Consider the following 24,974-nt stretch of genomic DNA (forward strand, 5'->3'; position numbering starts at 1 on the left):
GGCAGGTATACTTCTCGGCAAATTGAGAACTCTAGCGAAACCCATGCGAAAAATCCAAGCAGTCGCTCTTTTATTTATTACCTTACTGGCAGGCTGTTCCACGGTGCCGCCCGCCACAGTTCCTGCGGCTTGTACGCCCAGCGTCTCAAGCTGTCCGGCTTGCCCGGTATGCCCGACGGTGCAGCCGGTAGCTACGCCGACGACGCCGCCTGTTTTTTCGCGCACTTTCCAGGCGGCAAGCTGGAGTGATCTTCCCGGTTGGTCGGAGGATGATGTTGCTGCGGCATGGCCGGCCTTCATGCTCTCCTGTCGTGGGGTGGCAAGCAAGCCCAATGGCCCTGGCTGGAAACGAGTCTGCGATCTGGCGCGGGCAGCAGACGGGAAGCCCGGCCATAACCCGCGCCGCTTCTTCGAGCAGCACCTGAAACCTTATGCGGTTTCATCCGGCGATGGCGTGATCAGCGGAATGGTCACTGGCTATTACGAGCCACTACTGAACGGCAGTCGAACACGAGCCAAAGGCTATGAACAGCCTGTGCGTGGTGTCCCGGATGACCTGCTGACGATCGACCTGTCAGCGGTATTTCCTGAATTGAAAGACAAGCGAGTGCGCGGCCGTCTGGAGGGAAACAAGGTCGTTCCCTACTGGTCGCGCGCAGAAATCTCCGCACGTGGCGAAAAACTGCCGGGCAAAGCGCTGCTTTACGTTGACGATGCGGTTGAACTTTTCTTCCTGCAAGTGCAGGGTTCAGGGCGGGTCAGGCTGACTGATGGCAGTACCGCTCGCTTGAATTACGCTGATCAGAACGGACACCCTTATCAATCCATTGGCAGGTTGCTTGTCGAACGCGGTGAATTGAAACTGGAAGAGGCCTCGATGCAGGGGATTCAGGCTTGGGCTCGCGCCAATCCTACGCGCCTGGATAACTTGCTGAATTCAAACCCGAGTTACGTCTTCTTCCGTGAAGTGCCAAACGGTCAGGGTGGCCCGACTGGCGCACTGGGTGTGCCGCTGACGGCGGAGCGAAGTATTGCCATTGATCCACGCTCGATACCACTGGGTTCGCCGGTCTTTTTGGCGACGACCCGTCCAAATTCTGCGCTGCCGTTGAATCGCCTGGTCATGGCCCAGGATACGGGTGGGGCGATCAAAGGGGCGGTGCGCGCCGATTTTTTCTGGGGCTTCGGCAAGGAGGCTGGTGACCTCGCCGGGCGGATGAAGCAGAGTGGTCGGCTATGGATTTTGCTGCCGCACGAGCTCTCCCCTAAATGATGCGTTATGGCACCAAGATGGAACTTGTGCGTCACAAAATGCACCATTAAAGTGCCATTTGGTCGGTGTTCGGTTTTGCAATGCACTGATTTGCATCATTAATGGCGCACTGGAATGGTGCTTGCTTTCTAAACGCCCATTCTTTGTTTGGGGTGTTTCATGGAAACGTATCAATCCAGCAGTAATGTGTTGTTCATCTTATTGGGCGCCATCATGGTGCTCGCCATGCACGCCGGTTTTGCCTTCCTCGAAGTGGGCACGGTCCGCAAGAAAAATCAGGTCAACGCCTTAGTCAAGATTCTGAGTGATTTTGGAATCTCGACGGTTGCCTACTTCTTCGTTGGCTACAGCATTGCCTACGGCGTCAATTTTTTCTCTGGCGTTGAAACATTGATGGAAAAAAATGGATATGAACTGACCAAATTTTTCTTTCTGCTGACTTTTGCGGCCGCTATTCCGGCGATTATTTCCGGCGGAATAGCCGAGCGGGCCAAGTTCAATCCGCAATTGATAGCCACTTTTCTGCTGGTCGGTTTTGTCTATCCTTTTTATGAAGGTATCGCCTGGAATCAGGCATTCGGCATCCAGGCCTGGCTGAAGGCAAGCTTTGGCGAAGAGTTTCATGATTTCGCCGGTTCGGTTGTGGTTCACGCCATGGGCGGCTGGATTGCACTGCCTGCGGTTCTTCTGCTCGGCGCACGTTACGGCCGCTATAGCAAGGATGGCCGGATCTCGGCGCATCCGCCATCATCGATTCCCTTTTTGGCGCTGGGTGCCTGGATTCTGACTGTCGGCTGGTTCGGATTCAATGTCATGAGCGCTCAGACCCTCGACAAGATATCCGGTCTAGTGGCCTTGAATTCCTTGATGGCCATGGTCGGCGGTACGCTGGTTGCGCTGGTCGCCGGGAAAAATGACCCGGGCTTTCTGCATAACGGCCCTTTGGCGGGCCTGGTCGCGGTCTGTGCCGGCTCCGATTTAATGCACCCAATTGGGGCGTTGGTCGTCGGTGGTGTGGCGGGGGCTCTCTTCGTGGGTATGTTCACCTTGGTGCAGAATCGCTGGAAAATTGATGACGTGCTCGGCGTCTGGCCGCTGCATGGCATGTGCGGTGCTTGGGGCGGGATAGCCGCAGGAGTCTTCGGCAGCAAGGCCTTGGGAGGTGCGGGCGGTATTGCCTTCATGCCGCAACTGATCATGACGGCGTTGGCGATCCTGGTTGCCCTGATCGGTGGCACCCTCGTTTATGGCGTGCTCAAGGCAACCTTGGGCCTACGCCTGGATCAGGACGAAGAATACGATGGGGCAGATATCAGCATCCATAGAATTACCTCCACGCCGGAGCGCGAGCCAAACTGGTAATTGACGTTGATCGCAATAAATAAAGTCTGTCGGAGTGTAATAAAGTCGGTCGGACAGAACTTAGTGAAGCCCCGCCATTGTGCGGGGCTTTTTGCTGATGGGCCTCCGGCTAAAACACATAGGCTTCAGCCAAACTTTTCTGAATCAGTTCCCGGTTGTACGAGTAGATGGGCTGAAGCTCTTTGGCAATATCTGCGGCAAGTTCCTCAACTTCCGCTTTCAAAAGGCGCAGCCCTTCGAATTTATCAGGGGAGTCAAACACTTTTCTTGACATGTCCGGAACGTCGATCATTTTTGCCTGTGCCGAATTGGCCTCAAGGTACTGCAAATAGGCGAGTATTTCCCCAACTAGAGACAGCTCAAGATAGTAGGGTTTATTCAGCGCTTGGCTATCGAGGTTCCACACAATCGACGCAATGTCGTAACTGCTCAATTTGATGTCTTTTGATGAATCTCTCTTGAGGTTTTTAAGTAACCGAATAACCTTTTTTGTTCCGCCATTGGTTAGGGACTCCTTGTCCTGAATTTTTTGCATGTGGAGGAAAGGTCTGTTGGCGATAAGCTTTTTCTCAAACTTGTCCAGAATGCGAATTTCACGATCGTGTTTTTCTCGTGATATCTGATATGCCGCCGAGTCATGCCAATGACTCGGAACGACATCGATTTTTCGTTGCAATGAGCCACCTGATACACAAATAGACTTGGCTCCTGATTTATCTACCTTGGCCGAAGGAAATTTCTGGTCAAGAATCGATTCGCAACGGCTGCGGAGCGCAACCATCTCATCTAGAACAGTGCCTGACAACGTTACGTAGGTAGATGCTTTGCATCCTGTCCAGTCTACCGTGACAAAACCGCCGTGAAGTACGAGCAGATCAATGTCACTCGTACGACGGATGTGGATATCGAGAGGCACAGATCCTTGGTACTCAAAATAGGCAGGAATTCCAAGCGTTTGGAGACCTGCGTCGAGTTGTTTCTTAACGCGATCGCCTTCCTGGATGCTGACCTCGGTGTATTTTGCGTCGAGTGCTTGCATCGCACCTAACGCATACTTGATGGCCTCTGTTTTTCCGCGGGTTTCATATGCTTCAGTTAGCGATTTATGTAGTGATGCGCTGTCGAAGGCGGCAGATAGTGCCGCGCTGGCATCAAGGCCAAGCCGGCGACTGCGCATATTCGCCAGTTTTTGGGTGTAATTAGACATTCGCTGGCTCCTTGCGGACAAGTTTCATGCGGCCAAAAGTTACCCGACCACGATTGTTGAAATAGTTTCCTTCCGCCGTGCTCAAACTCTCATCAAGTTGCAGCTCACAGTAACCCACGTGCGTTCGAAGCTCGGGCTCTCCTATCTTTGGCTCGTTTTGATAGCTATACATCAGTACATATCCTCGCCCAGGTTCTCGCACTAATGCTGCAGATTTGCTTCTGGAGCACGATTGACCTGTGTTGAGGTAGATCCTGATTCTTTCCCAAGTCTGATTGATCGTGACCTTGGCGTTCCAGTGGTATGTCACACAGCCATCCTCGCCTATGGTTTCACCTTCGCATTCCCAAACGCCATTCAAGTCTGGAATGCCTAGTAGTGATTGAACGAATTTCCGTCGCCAAATCCACTTATCAAATGAGGCATGGCCAATCAAGTAAAAAGTTGCCGCATTTAGCGGAACCAGAACAACGTTTGTTTCACTAGTAGGCAGCCCGAGTGTTGACGCTCGTTGAAAACTGACCAGAAAAGCGAGGTTGTGCGCGCTGAAAATTGACCAGGGTGATTAACTAGTCCGCTCATTTTTTGAGCAGGATTTTAGGAGATGATCACCATGAAGGATCTGGGAAGGATTCGGCGGTTGTTTTACCGGGATGGCGTGTCGCTATCCGAGATTTCGAGGAAGACGGGGTATAGCCGGAACACCGTCAAGCGTTGGTTACGGACGCCGGAAGGCACGGAGCCGAAGTACGAACGGGAGAACCCGAACGTCAAGATTGCGCCCTATGCGGCGCGACTCATCAAGGCGCTGGAAACGGATGCTCGGCGCCCGAAACGGGATCGGCGTACGGCGCTGAAACTCTTTGGTGAATTGCAGGCGGCCGGATTTACGGGCACCTACTGCCGGGTCACTGAGTTCATCCGGCGCTGGCGTTCCGATGGTGGCGCGGCGGTCAGCAAAGCCTTCGTTCCGCTCCACTTTGAATTAGGCGAAGCCTTCCAGTTCGACTGGAGCGAAGAGCATTTGGTGATCGGTGGTGTCTGGCGCAAGATTCTCGCCTCGCATCTGAAGTTCTGTGCCAGTCGGGCCTTTGTGGTTCAGGCCTACCCGACGCAAGGCCACGAAATGCTGTTTGATGCCCATACCCGTTCGTTTGCGGCCTTGGGCGGCATTCCTCGGCGCGGCATCTACGACAATATGAAGACGGCCGTGGATAAGGTGCAGAAGGGCAAGTCCCGTATCGTCAATGCCCGCTTCTCGGCCATGGCCTCCCACTACCTGTTCGACCCGGATTTCTGCAATGTCGCCAGCGGCTGGGAGAAAGGCGTTGTCGAGAAGAATGTCCAGGATAGCCGGCTGCGGCTCTGGCAGGATGCCGGCAAGGAACGCTTCAGCTCTTTCACCGAACTGAACGTCTGGCTGCTCGAACGCTGCCGTAGCCTGTGGCAGGAATTGCGCCATCCTGAGTACGCGGATCTGACGGTGGCCGAGATGCTGGAACACGAGCAACCGAGCCTGATGCCAATGGTGGCGCCCTTCGATGGTTATGTTGGAAACCCTGGGCAAAGTCTCCAGCACCTGCCTAGTCACGCTGGATCGTAATCGCTATTCGGTGCCGTGCGAGTTGGTCGGCCAGGTCGTTAGCCTGCGTCTCTATCCGGAGCGGATTGATATGGTGGCGCACGATCTGCGCATGGCCAGCCATCCGCGTAGTTTCACCCGGCAACAAACGCTCTACGACTGGCAGCACTACATTCCGCTGATTGAACGCAAGCCGGGTGCCTTGAGAAATGGCGCGCCATTTGCCGACATGCCGGAAGCTTTGCAGCGCCTGCGCAGTTTGTTGCTGCGTCGAGAAGGTGGTGATCGGGTCATGGCCAAGGTCCTGTCAGCGATTGCGCAGTTCGGTCTGGAGTCTGTGCTGGTGGCGGTCGATCTGGTTCTGGAATCAGGCTTGCCCAGTGCCGAGCACGTCGAGAACATGCTCAATCGACTGAAGTCTGGACCCATGCCACCACCGGTGGAGACCCGCTGACGATCAGCGAAGCACCGATCGCCGATACGGGTCGCTACGACCAGCTGCGCGTGGAGGTGAGCGACCATGCGTGAGCTGATGAGTGAGTTCAAGGAGCTGCGCCTGCACGGCATGGCTGGTGCCTGGGAAGAGCTATCGGCCAACGGTGGCGCCGGCATCGACACTTCTCGCTGGTTGATCGAGCATCTGCTGCAGGCCGAACATACTGACCGGGTCATGCGCTCGATTGGCTACCAGATGCATGCGGCCCGCTTCCCTGTACATCGGGATCTAGCGGGATTCGACTTCGATCAATCGAAGGTAGATCAGAAACTGATTCGGCAACTGGCCGACCTGTCCTTTACCGAGGAAGCGCAGAACGTGGTGTTCATCGGTGGCACGGGAACCGGCAAGACGCACCTGGCCACGGCACTGGGTGTTTCGGGGATTGGGCACCATAACAAGCGGGTTCGGTTCTTCTCGACGGTGGATCTGGCCAATGCCCTGGAACAAGAGAAGGCGGCCGGCAAAGCTGGCCGGATTGCCTTGGGACTGCTGCGCATGGATCTGGTGATTCTCGATGAGCTGGGCTATCTGCCGTTCAGCCAGGCTGGTGGTGCCTTGCTGTTTCACTTGCTGTCGAAGCTCTACGAGCACACCAGCGTGATGATCACGACCAACCTGACCTTTGCCGCCGTCCTCCACGGCTTCCCCAACGCATTCATCGTGGCTCGGAAATCGGTTGTTCTGAGCTACACTTATCCACAAGCCAACCTATGTCAGGTGGCTATCACACCTGGTCAAAATTCAACGAGCACAGGTGGTCAAAATTAAACGCGCGCCGACAGTTGATAGCTGACAGTTGGTGGGCGAGGACCAATCGTTGGATCTGGCTGACTACCTGCCTGTACGATCTGATCAGAAGTCGCTTTAACGATGTGTTACCGACTACATTTTTTGTCCCAATCGGGAGTGGCTTTAGTAGAGGCCTTGTTACGGACAGAGAGGTTTTTTTAGTGCGCTCACGACGCTTGATTTCTCGTGTTCAGCTGTTACGGACTTTGTTAGTAAGATCAGACGATGATGGGGATGGCGTATTGAGTCTGTCCGGTAGCGCAAAAAAGGGAGCAGGGTTGCTCCCTTTTTTGTTTTTGTCTCGCGCGGAACCGAACGGTTCCCGAAATGATTGGTTACCAAATGTCGCAGAACATAGCTTGAAAGCACGACAGGCAATTCATATCTTGGACACCAAGGAGATTCCATGAACGGTAGCTCCAATAAACGTCTGGAGGCTTGAATGAAAAAGATCATCTTTGCTTTTATCGTGTTTGCCTCTGTCGGCTTTTGTCTGCCGACATTTGCTTCCGAGCCCTCACTTCATGAGGTGTATCAAGCGGCTGGTGCTGGTAAAGTGAATGATGCCCAACGAATGATGCGTGAAGTTTTACAGGCGCATCCAAACAGCGGAAAGGCGCATTATGTTGAAGCCGAATTGCTGGCGAAACAAGGGCTGTTGAAACAGGCGGCAAATGAACTGGAGACAGCGGAAAAACTTGCGCCAGGTTTGCCATTTGCAAATGGGCAATCTGTTTCCCGTCTCAAAGACAGTCTGGTTTCCCACAAAGTAACCGCTGCTTCAGGGCTACCGGTTCAGCGTGCAGTTTCTCCTGCAGCGTCGGAAACGAATTCGAACCCTCCGTGGGGAATTTTGTTCATCGGATTAGGGCTTATAGCTTTTATTGTGTGGGCAACCAAATTCATGGGGCGCCGTAATTCCACCAACAATGGTGGTGCAGATCAACCAGCATTTGGTGGTTATCGTCCGGCTTATCCTTCATCGCCAAATGGTGGCGTTGCACAGGGCTATGGTGCAACGGGTGTTCTACCGGTCGCCGGCCAGGGGATTGGTTCGCAAATGTTGGGTGGCTTGGCGACAGGTGCTGCTGTTGGGGCTGGAGTCGTCGCCGGCGAGGCATTGATGCATCGTTTCATGGATGGGCACAAAACTGTACCGGCCAGTGACCAGGCATTCTCCAGTTTTGACAGTATCCCCAATTTGCCGTCGACACCGCTGGACGATATGGGTGGTAACGACTTCGGTATTGCAGATAGTTCTTCCTGGGATGATGGTGCTTCCAGTGCCGATAGCGACTGGAACTAATCGTCGTCAGAGGATTTGATTTCCTCGGTGTCGCTCCATGGCACTGCCTGACATGAGCCTACCGAACCGAGGGGGCTAGTTTCTTGCGTGCGACAGATGAAACTCTTCAACCCCGTCAAAGCGACCAAGTTCAGCGGCCAGGCTGGAAAGAGACATGGCTGCATCTTTTTTCAATGCAATCGCGACATAGCGCCATTCTTCTCGATCATTGATCCGGTGTATCTGAAATGAACCGCTTGCAACTTCGTAGCCGCGTTCGCTGGCGACTCTGGACAACACGTCTTCACGCGGACTAAATCCGGGTCGAAAACATAATGTGATAGCGACTGCTGGTCGTGATGGCAGCCATTGCTCCAGCTTTGCTGCCCACATCATCAGGGCGGCGGAGAGTATCGTCAGCAATATGGCTGCTGAATAGAAGCCTATGCCGACGAGAATGCCAATCGCTGACGAGGACCAGATAGACGCGGCAGTCGTTAGTCCGCTGATATTGAAGCCGTCCTTCATGATTACCCCGGCCCCAAGAAAGCCGACGCCAGTGACGATCCCTTGAATAACGCGTGTCGGATCAGGCGGGTTGTGGCCGAACGTTTGAGCCACTGAGAGTCCGCCGTACCAGAAAGACGGATAGCCAACGATCACGGTAATGGCACAGGAGGCCATGCAGACCAGGCCATAAGTGCGCATACCGGCAGCGCGACCATGATAGGTGCGTTCATAGCCGACAATGAGTCCCAGTAAAAGCGCGCCGAACAGATTGGAAAATACGATCAGGTTGACCGCCAGTTCCTGCGGAGACCAGTAGTTCGCAAAAGTACCGTTCGGGATCAAAAGCATGGTTCGGGTGAAATCCAAGGAGGATTGACAAGCCTCAACAGTACAGAAAATCGGGCGTGAGTGGGCTGCGTCGGGATTTCTATTTTTTGGCGTTGAGGTCCGCGCTAAAGGATTGCCAGTCCTTCTTGACCTGTTGCGCGTAGCTTTGGGCGTAATCGAGGAGTGTTTTTCGCCAGGTGGTGCTCTTGTTGCCAAAAGCGGTCCACTCCTCAATGCCGGCAGAACCTTGTCGGCTGTTGGCGCGAATATGAGCCCATGCAACCACTTCGCCCATGGTTTGTATTACGCCTTCCAGACGTCTGAGCTTACCGTCCCACTGGTCGAGTGCGATCCTGTCCTGGCTGGGGAGGAGTTCTCTCAAAACGTACGAGCGGTCGGCGATGGATACTGCTGATAGAAACGCTGGGGGAATCGCTTGTGCATGCCGTTGGATGCTCACAACGCGCTGTGCTTCACTTTCCCAGACGGGCTGTTTGATGCGAACAAAAGGAACAAGCGAGGAGGGCGGTTGGTATTTGAAATCGAGCAGGAAATTGCCTTCAGCGCCACCACGTCCACGCACAAGTATCACGTAGCGCTCCAGGCCAAGGCTGCCCGTGCCGGCGATGCGACGGGCGATATCCAGCACTTTGAAAAACTCGGGCCTGTCTTGGGTTTTGGCGAAGTCCTTCATGAAGCTGCCTATGCTTTCATGGCTCTCAACGTCAATCGGCAGGGCCTTCTTTCCATCAAGGCGTAACTTGCGCTTGCCACCTTTGATGTCTGTTCTGCTGTCGAGCAGAGCGGCGCGTGGGCGCTTTCGCAATTCGCTCAATAGATTGCGGACCATGCCGGTGGCTGTCGTTCGTTCTATCCAGCGAGCCGTACCGCTGGCCAGATTTGACGCATAGACATCCAGAAAGCGCTGACATAAAGCGATGGCCTGTGCCGGATTCAGTTTAATCGACTCCGCGGCCACCAGCGTGCTGACGAGAAAGCGCGAAAGATCCCAATGGGCAGGCGCGAGAATGCCTTCGTCAAAATCATTGAGGTCAAAGTAAGTCAGGCGATTTTCGCCTTTGTAGGTGCCAAAGTTTTCGAGATGCAGATCACCGCACAGCCAGCCTGCTGGCGCGTCGCTTAGAAAATCGCTGGCGGGAAAGTCTTCATAAAACAGGTGGCAGGTGCCGCGCAAGAAAGAAAACGGGTTGTCGGCAATCGCACGATATTTTCGCGCCAGCCGCTCCGGGTCGCGGCCTTTGTAAAACAGCGTGCAAAACTTTCCAGATTTCCGGGGTGATCAGCGTCCAAAAGTTGCCACCCTGGGTTGTGTAACCTGCCGGCGTTTTAGCCGGGGAATCTGGGGTGTTAAACATGGAAGTCATAGCCGAAATCCGGCGTCGTCATTGGGTCAGCGGCGAGAGCATCAGCTCGATTGCGCGTGACCTGAAACTATCCCGTCCGACGGTGCGCAAGCACCTGGCTACCGAGGTCGAACCGGTCTACGTTCGTCAGCAACAAGCAGCCCCGAAACTGGGTGCATTCCAATCGGTACTGGAAAGCTGGCTGGTCACCGAGCGCCACCTTCCGAAGGGGCAACGGCGCACCGCCCAGCGACTCTTTGAAGGCTTGCAGACCGAGGGGTATCGCGGCGCCTACGACAGCGTTCAGCGCTTCGTAAAGCAGTGGAAGTCGGCACAAACGAGGCCGACGATCAAGGAAGCCTTCGTCCCGCTGGTCTTTGCCCCCGGTGACGCCTGCCAGTTTGACTGGAGCCAGGAACACGTCGAGATCGGCGGCGCTGCGCTGACCATCAAGGTCGCGCACTTCCGGCTCGCCTACAGCCGACAGATGTTTGTTGCCGCCTATCCCTGCGAAACACAGGAAATGGTCCTTGATGCCCACAACCGCGCCTTTGCCTTCTTCGGTGGCGTGCCCAATCGCCTGATTTACGACAATCTGAAGACGGTGGTCGACACCATTCTGGTCGGCAAGGATAGGCACTTCAATCGCCGCTTCATGGCGCTGGCCAACCACTACCTGTTCGAACCGGTGGCCTGCACGCCAGCCTCCGGCTGGGAGAAAGGACAAATCGAGAACCAGGTCGGCAACGTGCGTGAATGGCTATTCACGCCGAAAGCCCGCTTCGAGAGCTTTGCAGCGCTGAACGACTGGCTGGCCACCCGCTGCCGGGAATTGGCGGAACGCAAGCATCCGGTCGAAACGACCCGCACCATTGCTGACTGCTTTCTTAGGAAGGCCCCAGCCTGCGGGCTATCACCAGCACCTTCGATGGCTACGTCGAACAGATGATGCGCGTTTCCAGCACCTGCCTGGTCCGCGTTGAGCGAAATCGCTACAGCGTGCCGGCCGACTTTGCTGGCAAGGTAGTCTCGGTGCGTTTATACGCCGACAAGGTACGGATCGTTGCGGAGAGCAAAGTCATTGCCGACCATGAACGGCGATTCGGGCGTGATCAACTGATCTGCGACCCCTGGCATTACCTGCCGGTACTTGAGAAGAAGCCGGGGTCGCTGCGTAATGGTGCCCCATTTATCGGCTGGGATTTGCCGGTGCCGATTCAGTTGGTGCGAGATCGTGTGCTGAAGCAGCCGAAAGGTGATCGGGCCTTTGTAGAACTGCTACTGGCTGCTCGCGAAGTCGGGCTGGAAGCCCTGCAAGTGGCGTGCGAATTGACACTGGATGGCGGCGTGATTACCGCGGCCGTCGTCATGAATGAACTGAGGCGGCTGACCGCGCCACCGCAGCCCAAGGCGATCAGTTTGCCGGAACAACTGCGTTTGCAGGTCGAACCGCAGGCTGATTGCAGTCGTTATGACCGTCTGCGCGGAGGCCAGTATGTCCATTGACCGACTGGCCCAACTGAAATCCCTGCACCTCTACGGCATGGCAGCCGCGTGGTCCGAGTTGCTGGCAGAAGGCACACGCCGGCCGATGCAGCCGGAAGCCTGGCTGGATCGCTTGATTGACGCTGAACAGGCGGATCGGCAAGTACGCAGCCTGCGCTACCAGATGAAAGCAGCACGCTTCCCGATTCATCGCGATCTCACGGGCATCGACTGGACAGAGACGCCACTGCCGCAGGCGCAGATTGAGCAACTGGCGACTGCCACCTTCATGGAGAGCGCCCACAACCTGATTCTGGTCGGTGGCACAGGGACGGGGAAGACCCACCTGGCAACTGCGCTCGGTGTTGCAGCCATCCATCAGCGAAAACGGGTGCGTTTCTTCAATGCGGTGGATCTGGTAAAACCAACTCGAGCGGGAAAACTACTGGGAAAGAGCGGCACCTTGGCCAAACAGTTGGTGCTGTTTGATGCGGTCATTCTCGATGAGCTTGGCTATTTGCCGTTCCCGGTGTCGGGTGGGGCGCTGCTGTTTCATCTGATCAGCCAGCTCTATGAGAAGACCTCGCTGATCATCACAACCAACCTGTCATTCGGTGAATGGGTGACCGTGTTCGGCGATCCAAAAATGACCACGGCCTTGCTCGACCGCATCACGCATCACTGCGAAATCCTCGAAACCGGCAACGATTCCTACCGCTTCAAACAGCGGAAAAAATCAGTCAAATCAGACTGAGCAACTGGGAAAATTTGGACGCTGACAACTGGAAACTATTGGACGCTGATTGACAGCGGCCTTCATTGAATTCTCTGATGCGTTCGACCACATCAGGTTTATTGGCTGCATTCACAGAACGCTCCGCCGAGCCTTCGTGAATTCGGCTCGGCCATTTCGACAGGCGATTACCAGCATTCAGGTCGATCTCGCTGCTCGCAGGCTGCGAGCGTGGCGGCGGCAGAGAGGATAGTGAAATTTTGCTTGAACATCATCAATCGAGTCCGAGAGGTTTTCAGTCTGATGAAAGGTTCTGGGCGCTGCCGGGTGCAGCTTCCGACCAGAGCGCCTTGCCGAACGCTTTCCAGGCTGCACCGCCGTGGCTTTCAAAACCATAGTCAGCGCTCTCGGCCATGGTCTTGAGCATGATGCCGGCGAGCCCGAACAGGTTGATTTTGGCGCGTAGCCGGTAATCGCCCGGGTTGGATGCAGCTAACTTCAAGTCGTCCTGCAGGTGGCTCAGCGCTTCTCGGGCGAGTGAGCGTACCTGATGCTCATCGGACCAGTCGATACCGAGAACAACGCCCATGCGTTCAATTTCATGTTCGATTTCTTGGGTGCTCGCACTGTAGTTTTCATACCCTGCCATCGGAAGTCTCTTTGAATTGAAGGCCTGCCTCCGGTGTTCCAGGAGGCATGTCCAGTGGGGTTAAAGGATAGGTTTAGATCAAGTATCTTCCGCCTGAGGCGGGGGTTCAACTGCGTATTTGTATCGATTCGTAACCCCGCCCCAATGGTCAAATTTTTCAAGTCGCATGCGGTGCCAGCCCTTACCGTGCGATCTGACGCGAGGCGTGATTTTCTTCACTGAACGAATATTTGTGATTTGATAACTTTGTTTCGCATCAGGGTGGTTCCCATCGGTGGGTGCGAAGAAAAGGTAGGCGATGCATAGGAAAATCGGAACGCGTGCGGGTGAAGATCGCCGTTCAGCAGACAAAGGGCCGCCAAACGGTTGGGCGGAGCGTCGAAAGGCGGTGGAAAGGCGCCTCCCGGAGGTGTCCGAAGTTCCCTTTTCAGAGTGGTTGGCATATCGAACCGTCAAGGAATTGGTGGATCGTAAATCCTGATTTGCCGATGCATCAGAAAGCCCTGCGAGATCGTGGGGCTTTTGCTATCTACAACGCACACTTAATTTTCTTGTTCGTAAACGACATCAGACCGCCGGTTTTCTGCCCAGGATGTTTCGTCGTGGCCTTTCAGCTTCGGATGGCCGGCGCCCAGTGACTTGATGCTGATCTGCTTTTCTGTCGCGCCATTGGCAAGCAGGGTCGAGCGCACATTATTGGCACGTTGCTGGCCGAGGCGATGGTTGTGCTCGGTGCTGCCACGTTCGTCGGCGTTGCCTTCAATCCGGACGCGCGCTTCTGGATGATCGGCCAGGTAGCGGGCATGGGCATGCAGCGCGGGTTCGTACTCTGCCTTGATGGTGGCGCTGTTGAGATCAAAATAGACGCTGCGCTGGGTGCGCAGGCCGACCGGGTCCATCTTGATCTGCGGGTCGATAAGGATTGTCTCTGCACTCGGGGCGGCGGTGGTGTCCGCTTGCAGTTCGGCGGGCACTGGCTGGCCGAGCAGGCCGGGGTGGATTTTCAGTACGCCACTTTGTGGAATGTGGGTGCCGGGGGGGATGTCGCCTTTCGTGGTGCAAGCGGCGACCATCGTGGTGAGCACGAAGGTTATGGCGAGGTGGATGCGCATTGGGGGAGGCTACATGAGGAATGCCGCATCATACCCTCGTCGCAGTCAGGAGTAGGGGCAACGGAAAGTTGGCCATTTATATTCCTTATGAAGATAAATAAATTCGCAAATTGTCTTTGTTGTTATAAGTGCGTCGATTAAATTACGCGCTGATTCTTTTGCGAGGACTATCGCCATGACCCGAATTCGCCTGTCCATTTCCGCCATAATGCTTTCCCTGGTGGCCAGTGCCGCACTGGCTGACGTTACGTTGCTCAATACGTCTTATGACGTGGCGCGTGATGTTTACAAGGATTACAACCCGATGTTTCAGAAATACTGGAAAGCAAAATCCGGCGAAAGCATCGAGGTGAAGCAGTCTCATGGCGGCTCGACCAAACAGGTGCGTGCCGTTGCCGATGGGCTGGAGGCGGATGTGGTGACCATGAATCAGGCGAACGATATCGAGTTCCTGGCGGAAAGGGGCCTGGTAGCGAAGGATTGGGCAAAGAAATTCCCGAACAACGCCTCGCCTTATACCTCGACGATGGTATTTATCGTGCGCAAGGGAAATCCCAAGCAAATCAAGGATTGGCCGGATATCGCAGCGCCGGGCATCCAGATGATCATCCCCCACCCCAAAAATACCGGCAATGGGCGTAACACCTATTTGTCGGCGTGGGCCTGGGCGCTCAAGCAGCCGGGCGGCAACGACAAGAGCGCACAGGCGTTTGTCGGCAAGTTGCTGAAGAATGCACCTCTGTTTGCGGCCGGTGGCCGTGATGCGACGACGACCTTCATGCAACGAAAAATGGGCGACGTGCTGATTACCTTCGAGTCCGAGGCCGAGATGATCGCCAAGGAATTTGGCAAAGGGGAATTCGAAGTCATTTACCCCAGCCTGACCATGCAGACCGAGTTCCCTGTTGCGCTGGTCGAGAAGGTGGTGGACAAGAAGGGTACGCGGGTCCAGGCCAAGGCTTATCTCGATTACCTGTGGTCGAAGGACGGGCAGGAGAATGCCGCCCAGAATTATCTGCGCCCGCGCGATCCCGAGCTGCAGAAAAAGTACGCATCCTCTTTCCCGGCGGTGAAGACCTTTACGGTGGATGAGGTGTTTGGCGGTCCCGGCAAGGCGTTCGTCACCCACTTCAAGGATGGCGGCAGCTTCGACCAGCTTTATTCCGCCAAGTAGGCAGTCAGGCAAGTCGCCGGGATCGCGGAAAAGCCGGGCAATGCCCGGTGTCGTCCTTGCTGCGGTCAACCGGAATTTTTGGCAAAAAACAAAAAATCATGTCCGCAAAAACTCGCCGTGTGTTGCCCGGCTTCGGTCTGTCTCTCGGCTATACGCTGGTCTATCTTTCGCTGTTGATCCTGCTGCCACTGGGCGGCATGATCTTGAAGGCCTCCGAACTTGGCTTTGGGCAGATTCTCGATATCGCGCTGGGTGAACGTTCGCTGGCGGCGTTTCGCGTCACGTTTGGTGCGTCCTTTCTGGCGGCTGCGATCAACGCCTTTTTTGGCTTGATTGTCGCGTGGATACTGGTGCGTTACCCCTTCCCCGGCAAACGTTTTGTGGATGCCCTGGTCGATTTGCCGTTTGCCTTGCCAACGGCGGTGGCCGGTATCACGCTGGCGACCCTGTATGCCGGGAATGGCTGGCTTGGGCAGTACCTGGAGCCGCTGGGTATCAAGGTGGCCTACACACCGCTGGGTATTGTCGTGGCGCTGACGTTTATCACCCTGCCGTTTGTCGTCCGCACCTTGCAACCCGTGATTGAGGATATTGAGACGGAAGTGGAGGAGGCTGCCGCATCGCTCGGCGCATCGCGCTGGCAGACGTTTGTCAAAGTGATATTCCCGGCCATTTTCCCGGCGCTGCTCACCGGCTTCGCCCTCGCTTTCGCCCGCGCTGTGGGCGAGTATGGTTCGGTTATTTTTATTGCCGGCAACTTGCCGCTGATTTCTGAAATTACGCCCTTGCTGATCATTTCGAAGCTGGAGCAGTACGACGTACTCGGCGCCACGGCGCTGGCGGTCGTCATGCTGGCATTGTCTTTCATCATGCTGCTGGCGGTGAATATGCTGCAATGGTGGACGGCCAATCGCCACAAGAACAGCGTGCCGTTTGAAGTATTGGCAGCCAAGGCCAGCGGGGTGCCCGCATGAAGTCCACCCATGCCACGCAGGAGCCAGCCTGGGTACGCTACTCTTTACTGACTGTTGGCCTCGGCTTCCTGTTTTTCTTCCTTGGCCTGCCCTTGGTCGCGGTCTTCGTCGAAGCACTGGCGCAGGGTGTGCCGGTCTATATCGAGGCGTTGAAAGAGCCGGAAACCCGTTCCGCAATCGGCTTGACCATCGGTATTGCACTGGCCGTGCTGCCCTTCAATATCGTTTTTGGTGTGGCCGCTGCCTGGGCCATCGCCAAGTTCGACTTCAAGGGCAAAAGCTTGTTGATTACCTTGATCGACCTGCCGTTTGCCGTCAGCCCGGTGGTTGCCGGCCTGGTCTTCATCATGTTGTTCGGGGCGCAGGGTACGTTCGGGGCCTGGCTATCCGAGCACGACATAAAAATCGTATTTGCCGTGCCGGGAATGATCCTGGCGACGATGTTCATCACCTTTCCATTCATCGCTCGCGAATTGATCCCGTTGATGCAGTCGCAAGGCAAGGATGAGGAGGAGGCTGCGGTATCGCTGGGCGCATCGGGTTGGCAGATGTTCTGGCGGGTAACGTTGCCGAACATCAAGTGGGGCCTGCTTTACGGCGTGATCCTGTCCAATGCCCGGGCGATGGGCGAGTTCGGTGCAGTCTCGGTGGTCTCCGGTCACATCCGGGGCGAAACCAACACTTTGCCGCTGCACGTCGAAATTCTCTACAACGAATACAACGCCATCGGCGCCTTTGCCGCCGCGTCCATTCTGGCCCTTCTGGCGCTGGTCACGCTGGTCGCCAAGACCGTCGTCGAATGGCGAATGAAACAAGAAACCGAAATGCTGAATGCGGTGCTGGCACCGGAGAAAACCTGATGAGTATCGAAATCCGCAATATCTCCAAGCGCTTCGGCAATTTCGTCGCGCTCGACAATATCAATCTCGACATCCCGACCGGCGAACTGGTTGCCCTGCTCGGTCCGTCCGGTTGTGGCAAGACGACCTTGCTGCGGATCATTGCCGGCATGGAAACGGCCGACGAAGGCGAGATTCTGTTTTCTGGTGCCGAGGCAACGCATTTGCACGCCCGCGACCGCAACGTCGGTTTCGTCTTCCAGCACTACGCACTCTTCCGCCATATGACCGTGTTCGAAAACGTCGCCTTTGGCCTGCGCGTCAAGCCGCGCAAGGAACGCCCATCCGACGCCGAGATCAAGCGCCGGGTCCTGGAGTTGCTGGGCCTCGTTCAGCTCGACTGGCTGGCTGACCGCTATCCATCGCAACTGTCGGGCGGCCAGCGCCAGCGGATTGCGCTGGCTCGTGCCTTGGCCGTCGAGCCGAAAGTTCTGTTGCTTGACGAGCCGTTTGGTGCGCTCGACACCAAGGTGCGCAAGGAGCTGCGTCGCTGGCTGCGTCGTCTGCACGACGACATGCACATTTCCAGCGTATTTGTGACCCACGATCAGGAAGAGGCGCTGGAAGTGGCCGACCGCGTGGTGGTGATGAACCAGGGCAGGATCGAGCAGATCGGTTCGCCGGACGACGTCTATTCGAGTCCCGCGTCGCCGTTCGTCTATCAGTTCCTCGGTAACGTGAATGTCTTTCACAGCCGGGTGCAGGGTTCCTATGCCGAGGTCGAGCGCTGTGAAGCCTCAGAGAAAGCGACTGCCTTTGTCCGTCCGCACGATATCGACATTGCACACCAGCCGAGTGAGGAAGCCTTGCAGGCAACGGTTCAGCACGTCCATCCGATTGGTCCTGTGGTTCGCATCGAATTGCTGCACGGTAGTGAAATCGTGGAGGTTGAACTGTCGCGTGAGCGCCATGAATCACTGCAACTGGCGGTTGGCCAGGCCGTCTGGTTCCGTCCTCGTCAGATGAAAGTCTTCGGCGCCGATTCGTTACCACGGTCAACCCCGGAAAAGCAGGCATTTTTGTTCTGATCGAACTCGGGGAAGGGCGTCGTGGGCGGATGTTATAATCAGCGCCCGTTTCGACCGCCCCCGCCCAACCCGGTGATCTTTACCCTCGGCATCAACCACCATTCTGCGCCGCTCGCCATTCGCGAGCGCGTGGCGTTTGGCGCCGACAAATTGCCGCATGCGCTGGCCGATCTGACCCGCGAGCGGCCGGTGCGTGAGGTGGCGATCCTCTCAACGTGCAACCGAACCGAGATCTATTGCTCGGCCGAGTCGCCGGATGTGGTGATCGAGTGGTTGGCGCATTACCATCAGGTCGAGCGCCACGAAATCGCCCCGTACCTTTACACGCATGATCAGCCGGAAGCGATTCGCCATGCCTTCCGTGTTGCCAGCGGCCTCGATTCGATGGTCATCGGTGAGCCGCAGATTCTTGGCCAGATGAAGGATGCGGTGCGCGCCGCTGAAGAAAACGGGACGCTGGGTACGCAGTTGCACAAGCTCTTTCAGCGATCGTTTTCGGTCGCCAAGGAAGTGCGCAGTACGACGGCAATCGGCGCTAACATCGTGTCGATGGCGGCGGCCGGCGTGCATCTGGCCGAGCGAATTTTCGAGTCAATCGCCGGCCAGCGCATCCTGTTCATCGGCGCTGGCGAAATGATTGAGCTGTGCGCCGCTCATTTTTGCGCCGGCAAGCCAAAGCAGGTCACCATCGCCAACCGCACGCTGGAGCGTGGCCGAGCGCTGGCCGAGCAATACGGTGGCACGGCCATTCGCCTGGATGAACTGGGCGAGCACCTGGCGGCGCACGATATTGTCGTTTCCTGCACGGCCAGCCCGCTGCCGATCATCGGCCTTGGCATGGTCGAACGTGCCATCAAGGCACGTCGCCACCGTCCCATCTTCATGGTCGATCTGGCTGTGCCGCGCGACATTGAAGAAGAAGTCGGCAAGCTGGACGATGTCTTTCTCTATACCGTCGACGATCTGGCGCAGGTCGTCGAGAGCGGTTTGGAATCGCGCCAGGCCGCGGTGGTCGATGCCGAAGCGATCATCGCCAACCGGGTGCAGGACTTTCTCGGCTGGTTGCAGTCGCGCGATACGGTGCCGGTCATTCGCTCGCTGCGTGACTCCGCCGAGCGCATGCGTCGGCATGAGATGGAGCACGCGATCAAACTGCTAGCCAAGGGCGAAGCGCCGGAAAAGGTGCTCGAACACTTGTCGCAGCGCCTGACCAACAAATTCCTGCATGCACCAACGCAGGCCTTGAACCAGGCCGATGGCGCCGAGCGCACCGAATTGCAGGCGCTTGCCTCGCGTCTCTTTCACCTCCATTCCGGCGAGTAGCGGCCTTTTGGCCGCTGCCGCTTGTGTATTCCTGAGTCCCCCATGAAGCCATCCATCCGCCAGAAACTCGACCTGCTGGTCGACCGCCTCGATGAAATCGACCGCATGTTGTCGGCGCCGAGTACGGCCAACGATATGGATCAGTTCCGCAAGTTGTCGCGTGAACGCTCTGAAATCGAGCCGGTGATAGCCCAGTTCAACGCCTTTCGCCAGGCCGAAAGCGATCTGGCCGAAGCAGAGGCGATGCGCAGCGATCCCGAAATGCGCGACTTTGCCGAAGAGGAAATCGCCGCCGCCAAAGGTCGCCTGCCTGAACTCGAGGTTGAGCTGCAGAAGTTGCTGCTGCCAAAAGACCCGAATGATGAACGCAGCGTGCTGCTTGAAATCCGTGCGGGAACCGGCGGCGACGAATCAGCCCTGTTTGCCGGCAGTCTCTTTCGCATGTATTCGCGCTACGCCGAACGCCAGCGCTGGCAGGTTGAAGTGCTGTCAGCCAATGAGTCAGAGTTGGGTGGATACCGCGAAATCATATGCCGAATCGCCGGCAATGGTGCCTATTCACGTCTGAAATTCGAATCCGGTGGCCATCGCGTCCAGCGTGTGCCGGAAACTGAAACCCAGGGCCGCATTCATACCTCGGCCTGCACCGTGGCGGTGATGCCGGAAGTGGACGAGGTCGAAGATGTCAATCTGAATCCGGCGGACCTGCGTATCGACACCTTCCGCGCCTCCGGGGCGGGCGGTCAGCACATCAACAAGACGGACTCGGCCGTGCGTATTACGCACCTCCCGACCGGTATCGTTGCCGAGTGTCAGGATGGCCGTTCGCAACATGCCAACAAGGCCTCGGCCATGAAGGTGCTGGCGGCGCGTATCAAGGACGTTCAGGTGCGTGCCCAGCAGGCGCATATTTCCAGCACACGCAAGAGCCTGATCGGCTCCGGTGACCGTTCCGAACGCATCCGTACCTACAATTTTCCGCAGGGCCGCATCACCGATCACCGCATCAACCTGACGCTGTACAAGATCGCTGCGATCATGGACGGCGACATGGATGAGTTGCTCGGTGCGCTGGCAGCCGAACATCAGGCAGATTTGCTGGCAGAGCTGGCCGAGGCGGGTTGAAACGCTGAATCCACCGGGTTTGGGGGCGCTGGTCCGCTTGCTGCGGTCAACCGGAAAAAAAGCCGAAATTCGGAATATTTGCGTCGACGCTTACTTGCCCGCCAGGTTGTATCGGGCGCATAAACCAACAATAATGTTTATTGTCTTTTGATCGAAATAACCAGCTTGCTGGTGCCAGAAATTTTCTGATTTATCGGGGATTTCGGCAGTGTATTTCTGGCTAACACATCGGAAGGGTCGCTAATTACCGTGGTGAGAACAGGCCAAAGCCATACGAAATCGGATGAAACCGCAAAACTGTCCCGATGAACAGTTGCCTGCAGAGCACCAGATGATCACGAGGATGCTCGTTGTGGGTCAGGATGAGAGCACCCGGAAGCTACTGGAAACCCATCTTGTACCGGCGGGATTCATGATCGAGTTCGTCGATAGTGCCGAGCAGGCTGAGTCAATCATTCGTTCTGCCCTGCCGGATATGCTGATTCTGGACTGGGCCTTGCCTGCGCAATCCGGCTTGGCGCTGCTCGAGAAGATTCGCGGCACACCGCGCACACACGATATTCCGATTGTCATGTTGAGTGATCGCGGGGCTGATGCCGATCAGGTTCAGGGACTGAATACCGGTGCCGACGATTATGTGACCAAGCCATTTTCTCCCGTCGTCTTGCAGGCCAGGCTCCGCGCCGTATTGCGCCGACGGACGCCGCATCTGGCCGGTGAAGCCGTAGGGGGCGGCACGATTACGTTGAATCCGGCGACGCATCGCGCTGCCGCCGGGGGCCAGCCGATCAATCTGGGGCCCACGGAGTTTCGCCTGCTGACCTTTCTGATGACGCATCCGGAACGCCTCTATACCCGGCGCCAACTACTTGATGGGGTCTGGGGGGATCATATCTACGTCAGCGAACGGACGGTGGACGTGCACGTTCGCCGCTTGCGTGTAGCGCTTCAAGCGTCCGGCAATCACGATCGACTGGAAACCGTGCGGGGTGGTGGCTATCGGTTTCGGGGTGAATGAGCAAGGCAGCTACCCTTTGCTGTCAGTTGTGATGCAAATGGATGAATTTGCCCCTGTGTATAATGCCGCGCTCGCCTCTGCGGCTTTTTTGACGTTCAGGAATGATTTTGGTGCAGTCTCTGGGAGAAAACTGGCGCAGTGGACAGGCATTCCTGGCGGGCGCAGGTATTGAATCGGCTCGGCTGGAGGTGAGGTTGCTGCTGGAGCATGTTGCTGCGTGCCGATATGCCGATCTGTTGATGTCACCTGAAAGACTGTTGGCGTCGCCGGCTCAGTATGTTTTTGACACGCTATTGGCGCGCCGGGCGACCGGGGAGCCGCTGGCCTATCTCCTGGGTGAGGCTGAGTTTCGGGGGCGTTTGTTCCAGGTATCACCCGCCGTGTTGATCCCGCGCCCGGAAACCGAAGTGCTGATTGAGTTGGCGCTGGAAAAGTTGCAGGGGCTCAGTGCGCCGAGGGTGCTTGACCTTGGCACGGGCTCCGGCATTGTTGCCATCTCATTGGCGCTTGAATGTTCATCGGCGTCGGTGTTCGCCATCGACCTGTCGCCAGACGCACTCGCGGTTGCTCGCAACAATTCAGGTCGGCTCGGTGCCAAGGTCGAATTTCTTCAAGGCGACTGGTTCTCCCCTGTGGCTGGGGAATGCTTCGATATCATTGTCTCCAATCCGCCCTATGTGGCTGACGGCGACCCGCATCTGGCGCTTAACGGGTTGCCGTTTGAGCCGCAAATGGCATTGACCGATGGGGCTGATGGTTTGGCCTGTATTCGGCGCATTGTGGCCGACGCCGCGCATCATCTGACGCCGGGTGGCTGGTTGTTTTTTGAGCACGGCTACGATCAGGGCGATGCAAGCAGGAACTTATTGGCTGCAGCGGGGTTCAAAGCGGCAGTTACCTTTCCCGACCTGGCCGGCATAGACCGAGTTTCAGGCGCTTATCTTTAATCAGGAGTAATTATGTCTGACGTTCAGCAACGCATTCACGCTACCGTGACCGGCAACCCGGTCGTTCTTTACATGAAGGGCGATGCCCGTTTTCCGCAGTGCGGTTTTTCGGCGACCGTCGTGCAGATCCTGAAGGTCTGCGGTGTTGAAGACTTCGTGACGGTGAACGTGCTGGCGGATGAAGAAATCCGCAACGGCGTCAAGGAATACGCCAACTGGCCGACCATTCCGCAGCTTTATATCAAGGGCGAATTCATTGGTGGCTGCGACATCGTCAAGGAGATGTACCAGACCGGCGAATTGCAGCAGATGCTTGAAGGCATCACTGCCTGATTGGTTTGTGAGGCAACAAAAAACCGGGGCATGTCCCCGGTTTTTTGTTGCTTGTTTATTCAATGGCTTAGATTTCGACTACCTGAAAGTCGATGGCTGCCCCGGCAACAACGATGTCCTTGACGGCGCAATGGGTGATGCTGTCGAGAATTGCGCTTTTCTGATCAGCGGTGAATTCCTCGGGGAAGCGGACTTCAGTCTTGAACTTGGCCAACGTTAGCGGGCCGCTGGGGCCGGCAAAGGGCTTGCAACTGATTTCGATCCCGCCAGCCTTGATACCAAGTCCCTTGCAGGCCTTCTTGGCATAGACGGCAGCACAGGCGGCCAGCGATGCATAAAAGGCTTCCAATGGGTTCATCAACGAGCCATCGAGCGAGTAATTGGCTTCGTGTTTGCCACCGATCACTTTGATGAGCGGCGTATTGTCTACGGTGGTTGAGTACATGCTGATCTACCTTGGGTGAGTTATTGATTGCGTTGACAGTTAAATATTAACGTTCGCTTATATATTAAACCTCAAAGCCTTTTGGCGCAAAAAAAGCCGTTGGCAATTACCAACGGCTTTTGCTGTTTGCCTGCGCCAATCAGCCCAAATGCTTGCGGGCGCGGACAATGGCAGCCTTGACCTGCTCGGGGGCGGTGCCACCGATATGGTTGCGGCTGGCGAGGGAGCCTTCCACGGTCAACACGACATAAACGTCATTTTCGATCAGTGGCGAAAACTGCTGCAGTTCATCCAGCGTCAGGCCGGGCAGGTCGACGCTCTTGAACTCGGCGGCCTTGACGGCCAGACCGACGGCTTCGTGCGCATCGCGGAAGGGCAGGCCTTTCTTGGTCAGGTAGTCGGCGAGATCGGTCGCGGTAGCGAAGCCCTGGGTCAGCGCGGCCTTCATCGCTTCCGGCTTGACCGTGATGCCGCCGGCCATGTCGGCGAATATGCGCAGGGTATCGGTCACGGTGTCGACGGCGTCGAACAGGGGTTCCTTGTCTTCCTGATTGTCCTTGTTGTAGGCCAGTGGCTGCGACTTCATCAGGGTCAGCAGGCTCATCAGTTGGCCATAGACGCGACCGGTCTTGCCGCGTGCCAGTTCAGGTACGTCCGGATTCTTCTTCTGCGGCATGATCGACGAGCCGGTGCAGAAGCGGTCGGCGATCTGGATGAACCCGATGCGCGGGCTCATCCACATGACCAGTTCTTCCGACAGACGGCTGATGTGCATCATCAGCACAGCGCAGGCAGCGGTGAATTCAATGGCGAAGTCGCGGTCGGAAACGGCATCCAGTGAATTTTCGCAGACGCCTTCGAAGCCCAGTTGCTCGGCGACAAATTCGCGGTCGATCGGGTAGGTCGTTCCGGCCAGCGCGGCCGCACCAAGCGGCAGGCGACTGACGCGCTTGCGGCAATCGACGAAGCGCTCGGCATCGCGACCGAACATTTCAAAGTAGGCCAGCATGTGATGGCCGAAGGTTACCGGCTGGGCGACCTGCAGATGCGTGAAGCCGGGCATTGCGGTGGCGGCTTCCTTTTCGGCCAGGTCAACCAGCGCGCTGCGGAAAGCCTTGATCAGGGCCAGAATGTCGTCGATCGAATCGCGCAGATAGAGGCGGATGTCGGTCGCGACCTGGTCGTTGCGCGAGCGCCCTGTATGCAAGCGCTTGCCGGCGTCGCCGACGAGGGCGGTCAGGCGCTTTTCGATATTGAGGTGTACGTCTTCCAGGTCGAGCGACCAGTCGAACTTGCCCGATTCGATTTCTTCCGTGACGATCGCCATGCCGCGCTCGATGTCGGCCAGGTCGGCGGCGGCGATGATGCCCTGTTTGGACAGCATGCGGGCGTGGGCCAGTGAGCCGCGGATGTCTTGGCGCCACATGCGCTGGTCGAAGTCGACCGAGGCGGTATAGCGTTTGACGAGATCGGAAACCGGCTCGGAGAAGCGTCCGGCCCAAGTGTATTGATTGGCGTTGGAGGTCATGTC

Annotated in this window: 22 protein-coding genes and 2 pseudogenes; 16 read left to right on the forward strand and 8 right to left on the reverse strand. The window is 56.6% G+C overall.

Features of this window, described 5'->3' with window-relative positions:
- Positions 1-43: 43 nt before the first annotated feature.
- Positions 44-1,273, forward strand: coding sequence for a murein transglycosylase A (locus IPJ12_13085; protein ID MBK7648058.1), 1,230 nt, complete (start codon positions 44-46; stop codon positions 1,271-1,273).
- A 159-nt stretch (positions 1,274-1,432) separates the two neighbouring features.
- Positions 1,433-2,635 (forward strand): ammonium transporter, encoded by a 1,203-nt coding sequence (locus IPJ12_13090; protein MBK7648059.1) that lies wholly within the window; start codon positions 1,433-1,435, stop codon positions 2,633-2,635.
- Between the two features lie 109 nt (positions 2,636-2,744).
- Here IPJ12_13090 and IPJ12_13095 read toward each other — a convergent pair whose 3' ends face one another.
- Both IPJ12_13095 and IPJ12_13100 read right to left on the reverse strand, forming a co-directional pair.
- Entirely contained in the window at positions 2,745-3,842 is a 1,098-nt protein-coding gene (locus tag IPJ12_13095; GenBank protein MBK7648060.1) for a hypothetical protein, read from the reverse strand.
- Positions 3,835-4,278 (reverse strand): hypothetical protein, encoded by a 444-nt coding sequence (locus tag IPJ12_13100; protein ID MBK7648061.1) that lies wholly within the window; start codon positions 4,276-4,278, stop codon positions 3,835-3,837. The genes IPJ12_13095 and IPJ12_13100 overlap by 8 nt, the downstream gene beginning before the upstream one ends.
- Positions 4,279-4,455: 177 nt before the next feature.
- On the opposite strand from IPJ12_13100, the pseudogene IPJ12_13105 reads away from it, so the two are divergent.
- From IPJ12_13105 to IPJ12_13115, 3 genes and pseudogenes are all read left to right on the forward strand, one after another.
- Positions 4,456-5,952, forward strand: a pseudogene (locus tag IPJ12_13105) (IS21 family transposase).
- The gene (locus IPJ12_13110; protein MBK7648062.1) at positions 5,945-6,691 is read left to right on the forward strand and encodes an ATP-binding protein; all 747 of its coding nucleotides are present in this window, start codon (positions 5,945-5,947) and stop codon (positions 6,689-6,691) included. The pseudogene IPJ12_13105 and the gene IPJ12_13110 overlap by 8 nt, the downstream one beginning before the upstream one ends.
- A 463-nt stretch (positions 6,692-7,154) precedes the next feature.
- On the forward strand, positions 7,155-8,018 hold the full coding sequence (locus IPJ12_13115; protein MBK7648063.1) for a tetratricopeptide repeat protein: 864 nt from the start codon (positions 7,155-7,157) through the stop codon (positions 8,016-8,018).
- Between the two features lie 75 nt (positions 8,019-8,093).
- On the opposite strand, the gene IPJ12_13120 is transcribed toward IPJ12_13115, so the two are convergent.
- A complete protein-coding gene (locus IPJ12_13120) occupies positions 8,094-8,855 on the reverse strand; it encodes an MgtC/SapB family protein (protein ID MBK7648064.1) in 762 nt (253 codons plus the stop codon).
- A 79-nt stretch (positions 8,856-8,934) separates the two neighbouring features.
- Positions 8,935-10,104: a DUF2252 domain-containing protein gene (locus IPJ12_13125; protein ID MBK7648065.1), complete on the reverse strand. Its 1,170-nt coding sequence runs from the start codon at positions 10,102-10,104 to the stop codon at positions 8,935-8,937.
- Positions 10,105-10,199: 95 nt separating this feature from the next.
- On the opposite strand from IPJ12_13125, the pseudogene IPJ12_13130 reads away from it, so the two are divergent.
- Positions 10,200-11,704, forward strand: a pseudogene (locus IPJ12_13130) (IS21 family transposase).
- Positions 11,694-12,437: an ATP-binding protein gene (locus IPJ12_13135; protein MBK7648066.1), complete on the forward strand. Its 744-nt coding sequence runs from the start codon at positions 11,694-11,696 to the stop codon at positions 12,435-12,437. The pseudogene IPJ12_13130 and the gene IPJ12_13135 overlap by 11 nt, the downstream one beginning before the upstream one ends.
- A 274-nt stretch (positions 12,438-12,711) precedes the next feature.
- Here IPJ12_13135 and IPJ12_13140 read toward each other — a convergent pair whose 3' ends face one another.
- A complete protein-coding gene (locus IPJ12_13140; GenBank protein MBK7648067.1) occupies positions 12,712-13,065 on the reverse strand; it encodes a hypothetical protein in 354 nt (117 codons plus the stop codon).
- Positions 13,066-13,607: 542 nt separating this feature from the next.
- The gene (locus tag IPJ12_13145; GenBank protein MBK7648068.1) at positions 13,608-14,177 is read right to left on the reverse strand and encodes an OmpA family protein; all 570 of its coding nucleotides are present in this window, start codon (positions 14,175-14,177) and stop codon (positions 13,608-13,610) included.
- Between the two features lie 175 nt (positions 14,178-14,352).
- Here IPJ12_13145 and IPJ12_13150 point away from each other — a divergent pair, with 175 nt between their 5' ends.
- The 9 genes from IPJ12_13150 (at position 14,353) to grxD (ending at position 22,998) form a co-directional block, all read left to right on the forward strand.
- A complete protein-coding gene (locus tag IPJ12_13150; GenBank protein MBK7648069.1) occupies positions 14,353-15,351 on the forward strand; it encodes a sulfate ABC transporter substrate-binding protein in 999 nt (332 codons plus the stop codon).
- Positions 15,352-15,449: 98 nt separating this feature from the next.
- Positions 15,450-16,325 (forward strand): sulfate ABC transporter permease subunit CysT, encoded by an 876-nt coding sequence (gene cysT / locus IPJ12_13155; GenBank protein MBK7648070.1) that lies wholly within the window; start codon positions 15,450-15,452, stop codon positions 16,323-16,325.
- Positions 16,322-17,185 carry a sulfate ABC transporter permease subunit CysW gene (gene cysW, locus IPJ12_13160; protein MBK7648071.1) on the forward strand — a complete coding sequence of 288 codons (864 nt, stop codon included), beginning with the start codon at positions 16,322-16,324 and terminating at the stop codon, positions 17,183-17,185. The genes cysT and cysW overlap by 4 nt, the downstream gene beginning before the upstream one ends.
- Complete coding sequence (locus IPJ12_13165; GenBank protein ID MBK7648072.1) at positions 17,185-18,252, forward strand: sulfate ABC transporter ATP-binding protein; 1,068 nt, start codon at positions 17,185-17,187, stop codon at positions 18,250-18,252. Before cysW ends, IPJ12_13165 begins: the two co-directional genes overlap by 1 nt.
- 72 nt (positions 18,253-18,324) lie before the next feature.
- Positions 18,325-19,575: a glutamyl-tRNA reductase gene (locus IPJ12_13170; protein MBK7648073.1), complete on the forward strand. Its 1,251-nt coding sequence runs from the start codon at positions 18,325-18,327 to the stop codon at positions 19,573-19,575.
- Positions 19,576-19,617: 42 nt separating this feature from the next.
- Positions 19,618-20,700 (forward strand): peptide chain release factor 1, encoded by a 1,083-nt coding sequence (gene prfA, locus IPJ12_13175; GenBank protein ID MBK7648074.1) that lies wholly within the window; start codon positions 19,618-19,620, stop codon positions 20,698-20,700.
- A 331-nt stretch (positions 20,701-21,031) separates the two neighbouring features.
- On the forward strand, positions 21,032-21,718 hold the full coding sequence (locus IPJ12_13180) for a winged helix-turn-helix domain-containing protein (protein MBK7648075.1): 687 nt from the start codon (positions 21,032-21,034) through the stop codon (positions 21,716-21,718).
- A 101-nt stretch (positions 21,719-21,819) separates the two neighbouring features.
- Entirely contained in the window at positions 21,820-22,665 is an 846-nt protein-coding gene (prmC, locus tag IPJ12_13185; protein ID MBK7648076.1) for a peptide chain release factor N(5)-glutamine methyltransferase, read from the forward strand.
- Between the two features lie 12 nt (positions 22,666-22,677).
- A complete protein-coding gene (grxD, locus tag IPJ12_13190; protein ID MBK7648077.1) occupies positions 22,678-22,998 on the forward strand; it encodes a Grx4 family monothiol glutaredoxin in 321 nt (106 codons plus the stop codon).
- A 67-nt stretch (positions 22,999-23,065) separates the two neighbouring features.
- Here grxD and IPJ12_13195 read toward each other — a convergent pair whose 3' ends face one another.
- Both IPJ12_13195 and argH read right to left on the reverse strand, forming a co-directional pair.
- Positions 23,066-23,443, reverse strand: coding sequence for an OsmC family protein (locus IPJ12_13195; protein MBK7648078.1), 378 nt, complete (start codon positions 23,441-23,443; stop codon positions 23,066-23,068).
- Between the two features lie 139 nt (positions 23,444-23,582).
- Positions 23,583-24,971 carry an argininosuccinate lyase gene (gene argH / locus IPJ12_13200; GenBank protein MBK7648079.1) on the reverse strand — a complete coding sequence of 463 codons (1,389 nt, stop codon included), beginning with the start codon at positions 24,969-24,971 and terminating at the stop codon, positions 23,583-23,585.
- Positions 24,972-24,974: the final 3 nt, after the last annotated feature.

Source organism: Betaproteobacteria bacterium (assembly GCA_016709965.1).
Lineage (GTDB): Bacteria > Pseudomonadota > Gammaproteobacteria > Burkholderiales > Rhodocyclaceae > Azonexus > Azonexus amarohabitans.

Excerpts from the sequence above, each read along its gene's own strand:
- IPJ12_13085 (MBK7648058.1), top strand. The coding sequence starts at position 44 with ATGCGAAAAATCCAAGCAGTCGCTCTTTTATTTATTACCTTACTGGCA.
- IPJ12_13090 (MBK7648059.1), top strand. The coding sequence starts at position 1,433 with ATGGAAACGTATCAATCCAGCAGTAATGTGTTGTTCATCTTATTGGGC.
- IPJ12_13095 (MBK7648060.1), bottom strand. The coding sequence starts at position 3,842 with ATGTCTAATTACACCCAAAAACTGGCGAATATGCGCAGTCGCCGGCTT.
- IPJ12_13110 (MBK7648062.1), top strand. The coding sequence starts at position 5,945 with ATGCGTGAGCTGATGAGTGAGTTCAAGGAGCTGCGCCTGCACGGCATG.
- IPJ12_13115 (MBK7648063.1), top strand. The coding sequence starts at position 7,155 with ATGAAAAAGATCATCTTTGCTTTTATCGTGTTTGCCTCTGTCGGCTTT.
- IPJ12_13120 (MBK7648064.1), bottom strand. The coding sequence starts at position 8,855 with ATGCTTTTGATCCCGAACGGTACTTTTGCGAACTACTGGTCTCCGCAG.
- IPJ12_13135 (MBK7648066.1), top strand. The coding sequence starts at position 11,694 with ATGTCCATTGACCGACTGGCCCAACTGAAATCCCTGCACCTCTACGGC.
- IPJ12_13140 (MBK7648067.1), bottom strand. The coding sequence starts at position 13,065 with ATGGCAGGGTATGAAAACTACAGTGCGAGCACCCAAGAAATCGAACAT.
- IPJ12_13145 (MBK7648068.1), bottom strand. The coding sequence starts at position 14,177 with ATGCGCATCCACCTCGCCATAACCTTCGTGCTCACCACGATGGTCGCC.
- IPJ12_13150 (MBK7648069.1), top strand. The coding sequence starts at position 14,353 with ATGACCCGAATTCGCCTGTCCATTTCCGCCATAATGCTTTCCCTGGTG.
- cysT (MBK7648070.1), top strand. The coding sequence starts at position 15,450 with ATGTCCGCAAAAACTCGCCGTGTGTTGCCCGGCTTCGGTCTGTCTCTC.
- cysW (MBK7648071.1), top strand. The coding sequence starts at position 16,322 with ATGAAGTCCACCCATGCCACGCAGGAGCCAGCCTGGGTACGCTACTCT.
- IPJ12_13165 (MBK7648072.1), top strand. The coding sequence starts at position 17,185 with ATGAGTATCGAAATCCGCAATATCTCCAAGCGCTTCGGCAATTTCGTC.
- prfA (MBK7648074.1), top strand. The coding sequence starts at position 19,618 with ATGAAGCCATCCATCCGCCAGAAACTCGACCTGCTGGTCGACCGCCTC.
- IPJ12_13180 (MBK7648075.1), top strand. The coding sequence starts at position 21,032 with ATGATCACGAGGATGCTCGTTGTGGGTCAGGATGAGAGCACCCGGAAG.
- prmC (MBK7648076.1), top strand. The coding sequence starts at position 21,820 with ATGATTTTGGTGCAGTCTCTGGGAGAAAACTGGCGCAGTGGACAGGCA.
- grxD (MBK7648077.1), top strand. The coding sequence starts at position 22,678 with ATGTCTGACGTTCAGCAACGCATTCACGCTACCGTGACCGGCAACCCG.
- IPJ12_13195 (MBK7648078.1), bottom strand. The coding sequence starts at position 23,443 with ATGTACTCAACCACCGTAGACAATACGCCGCTCATCAAAGTGATCGGT.
- argH (MBK7648079.1), bottom strand. The coding sequence starts at position 24,971 with ATGACCTCCAACGCCAATCAATACACTTGGGCCGGACGCTTCTCCGAG.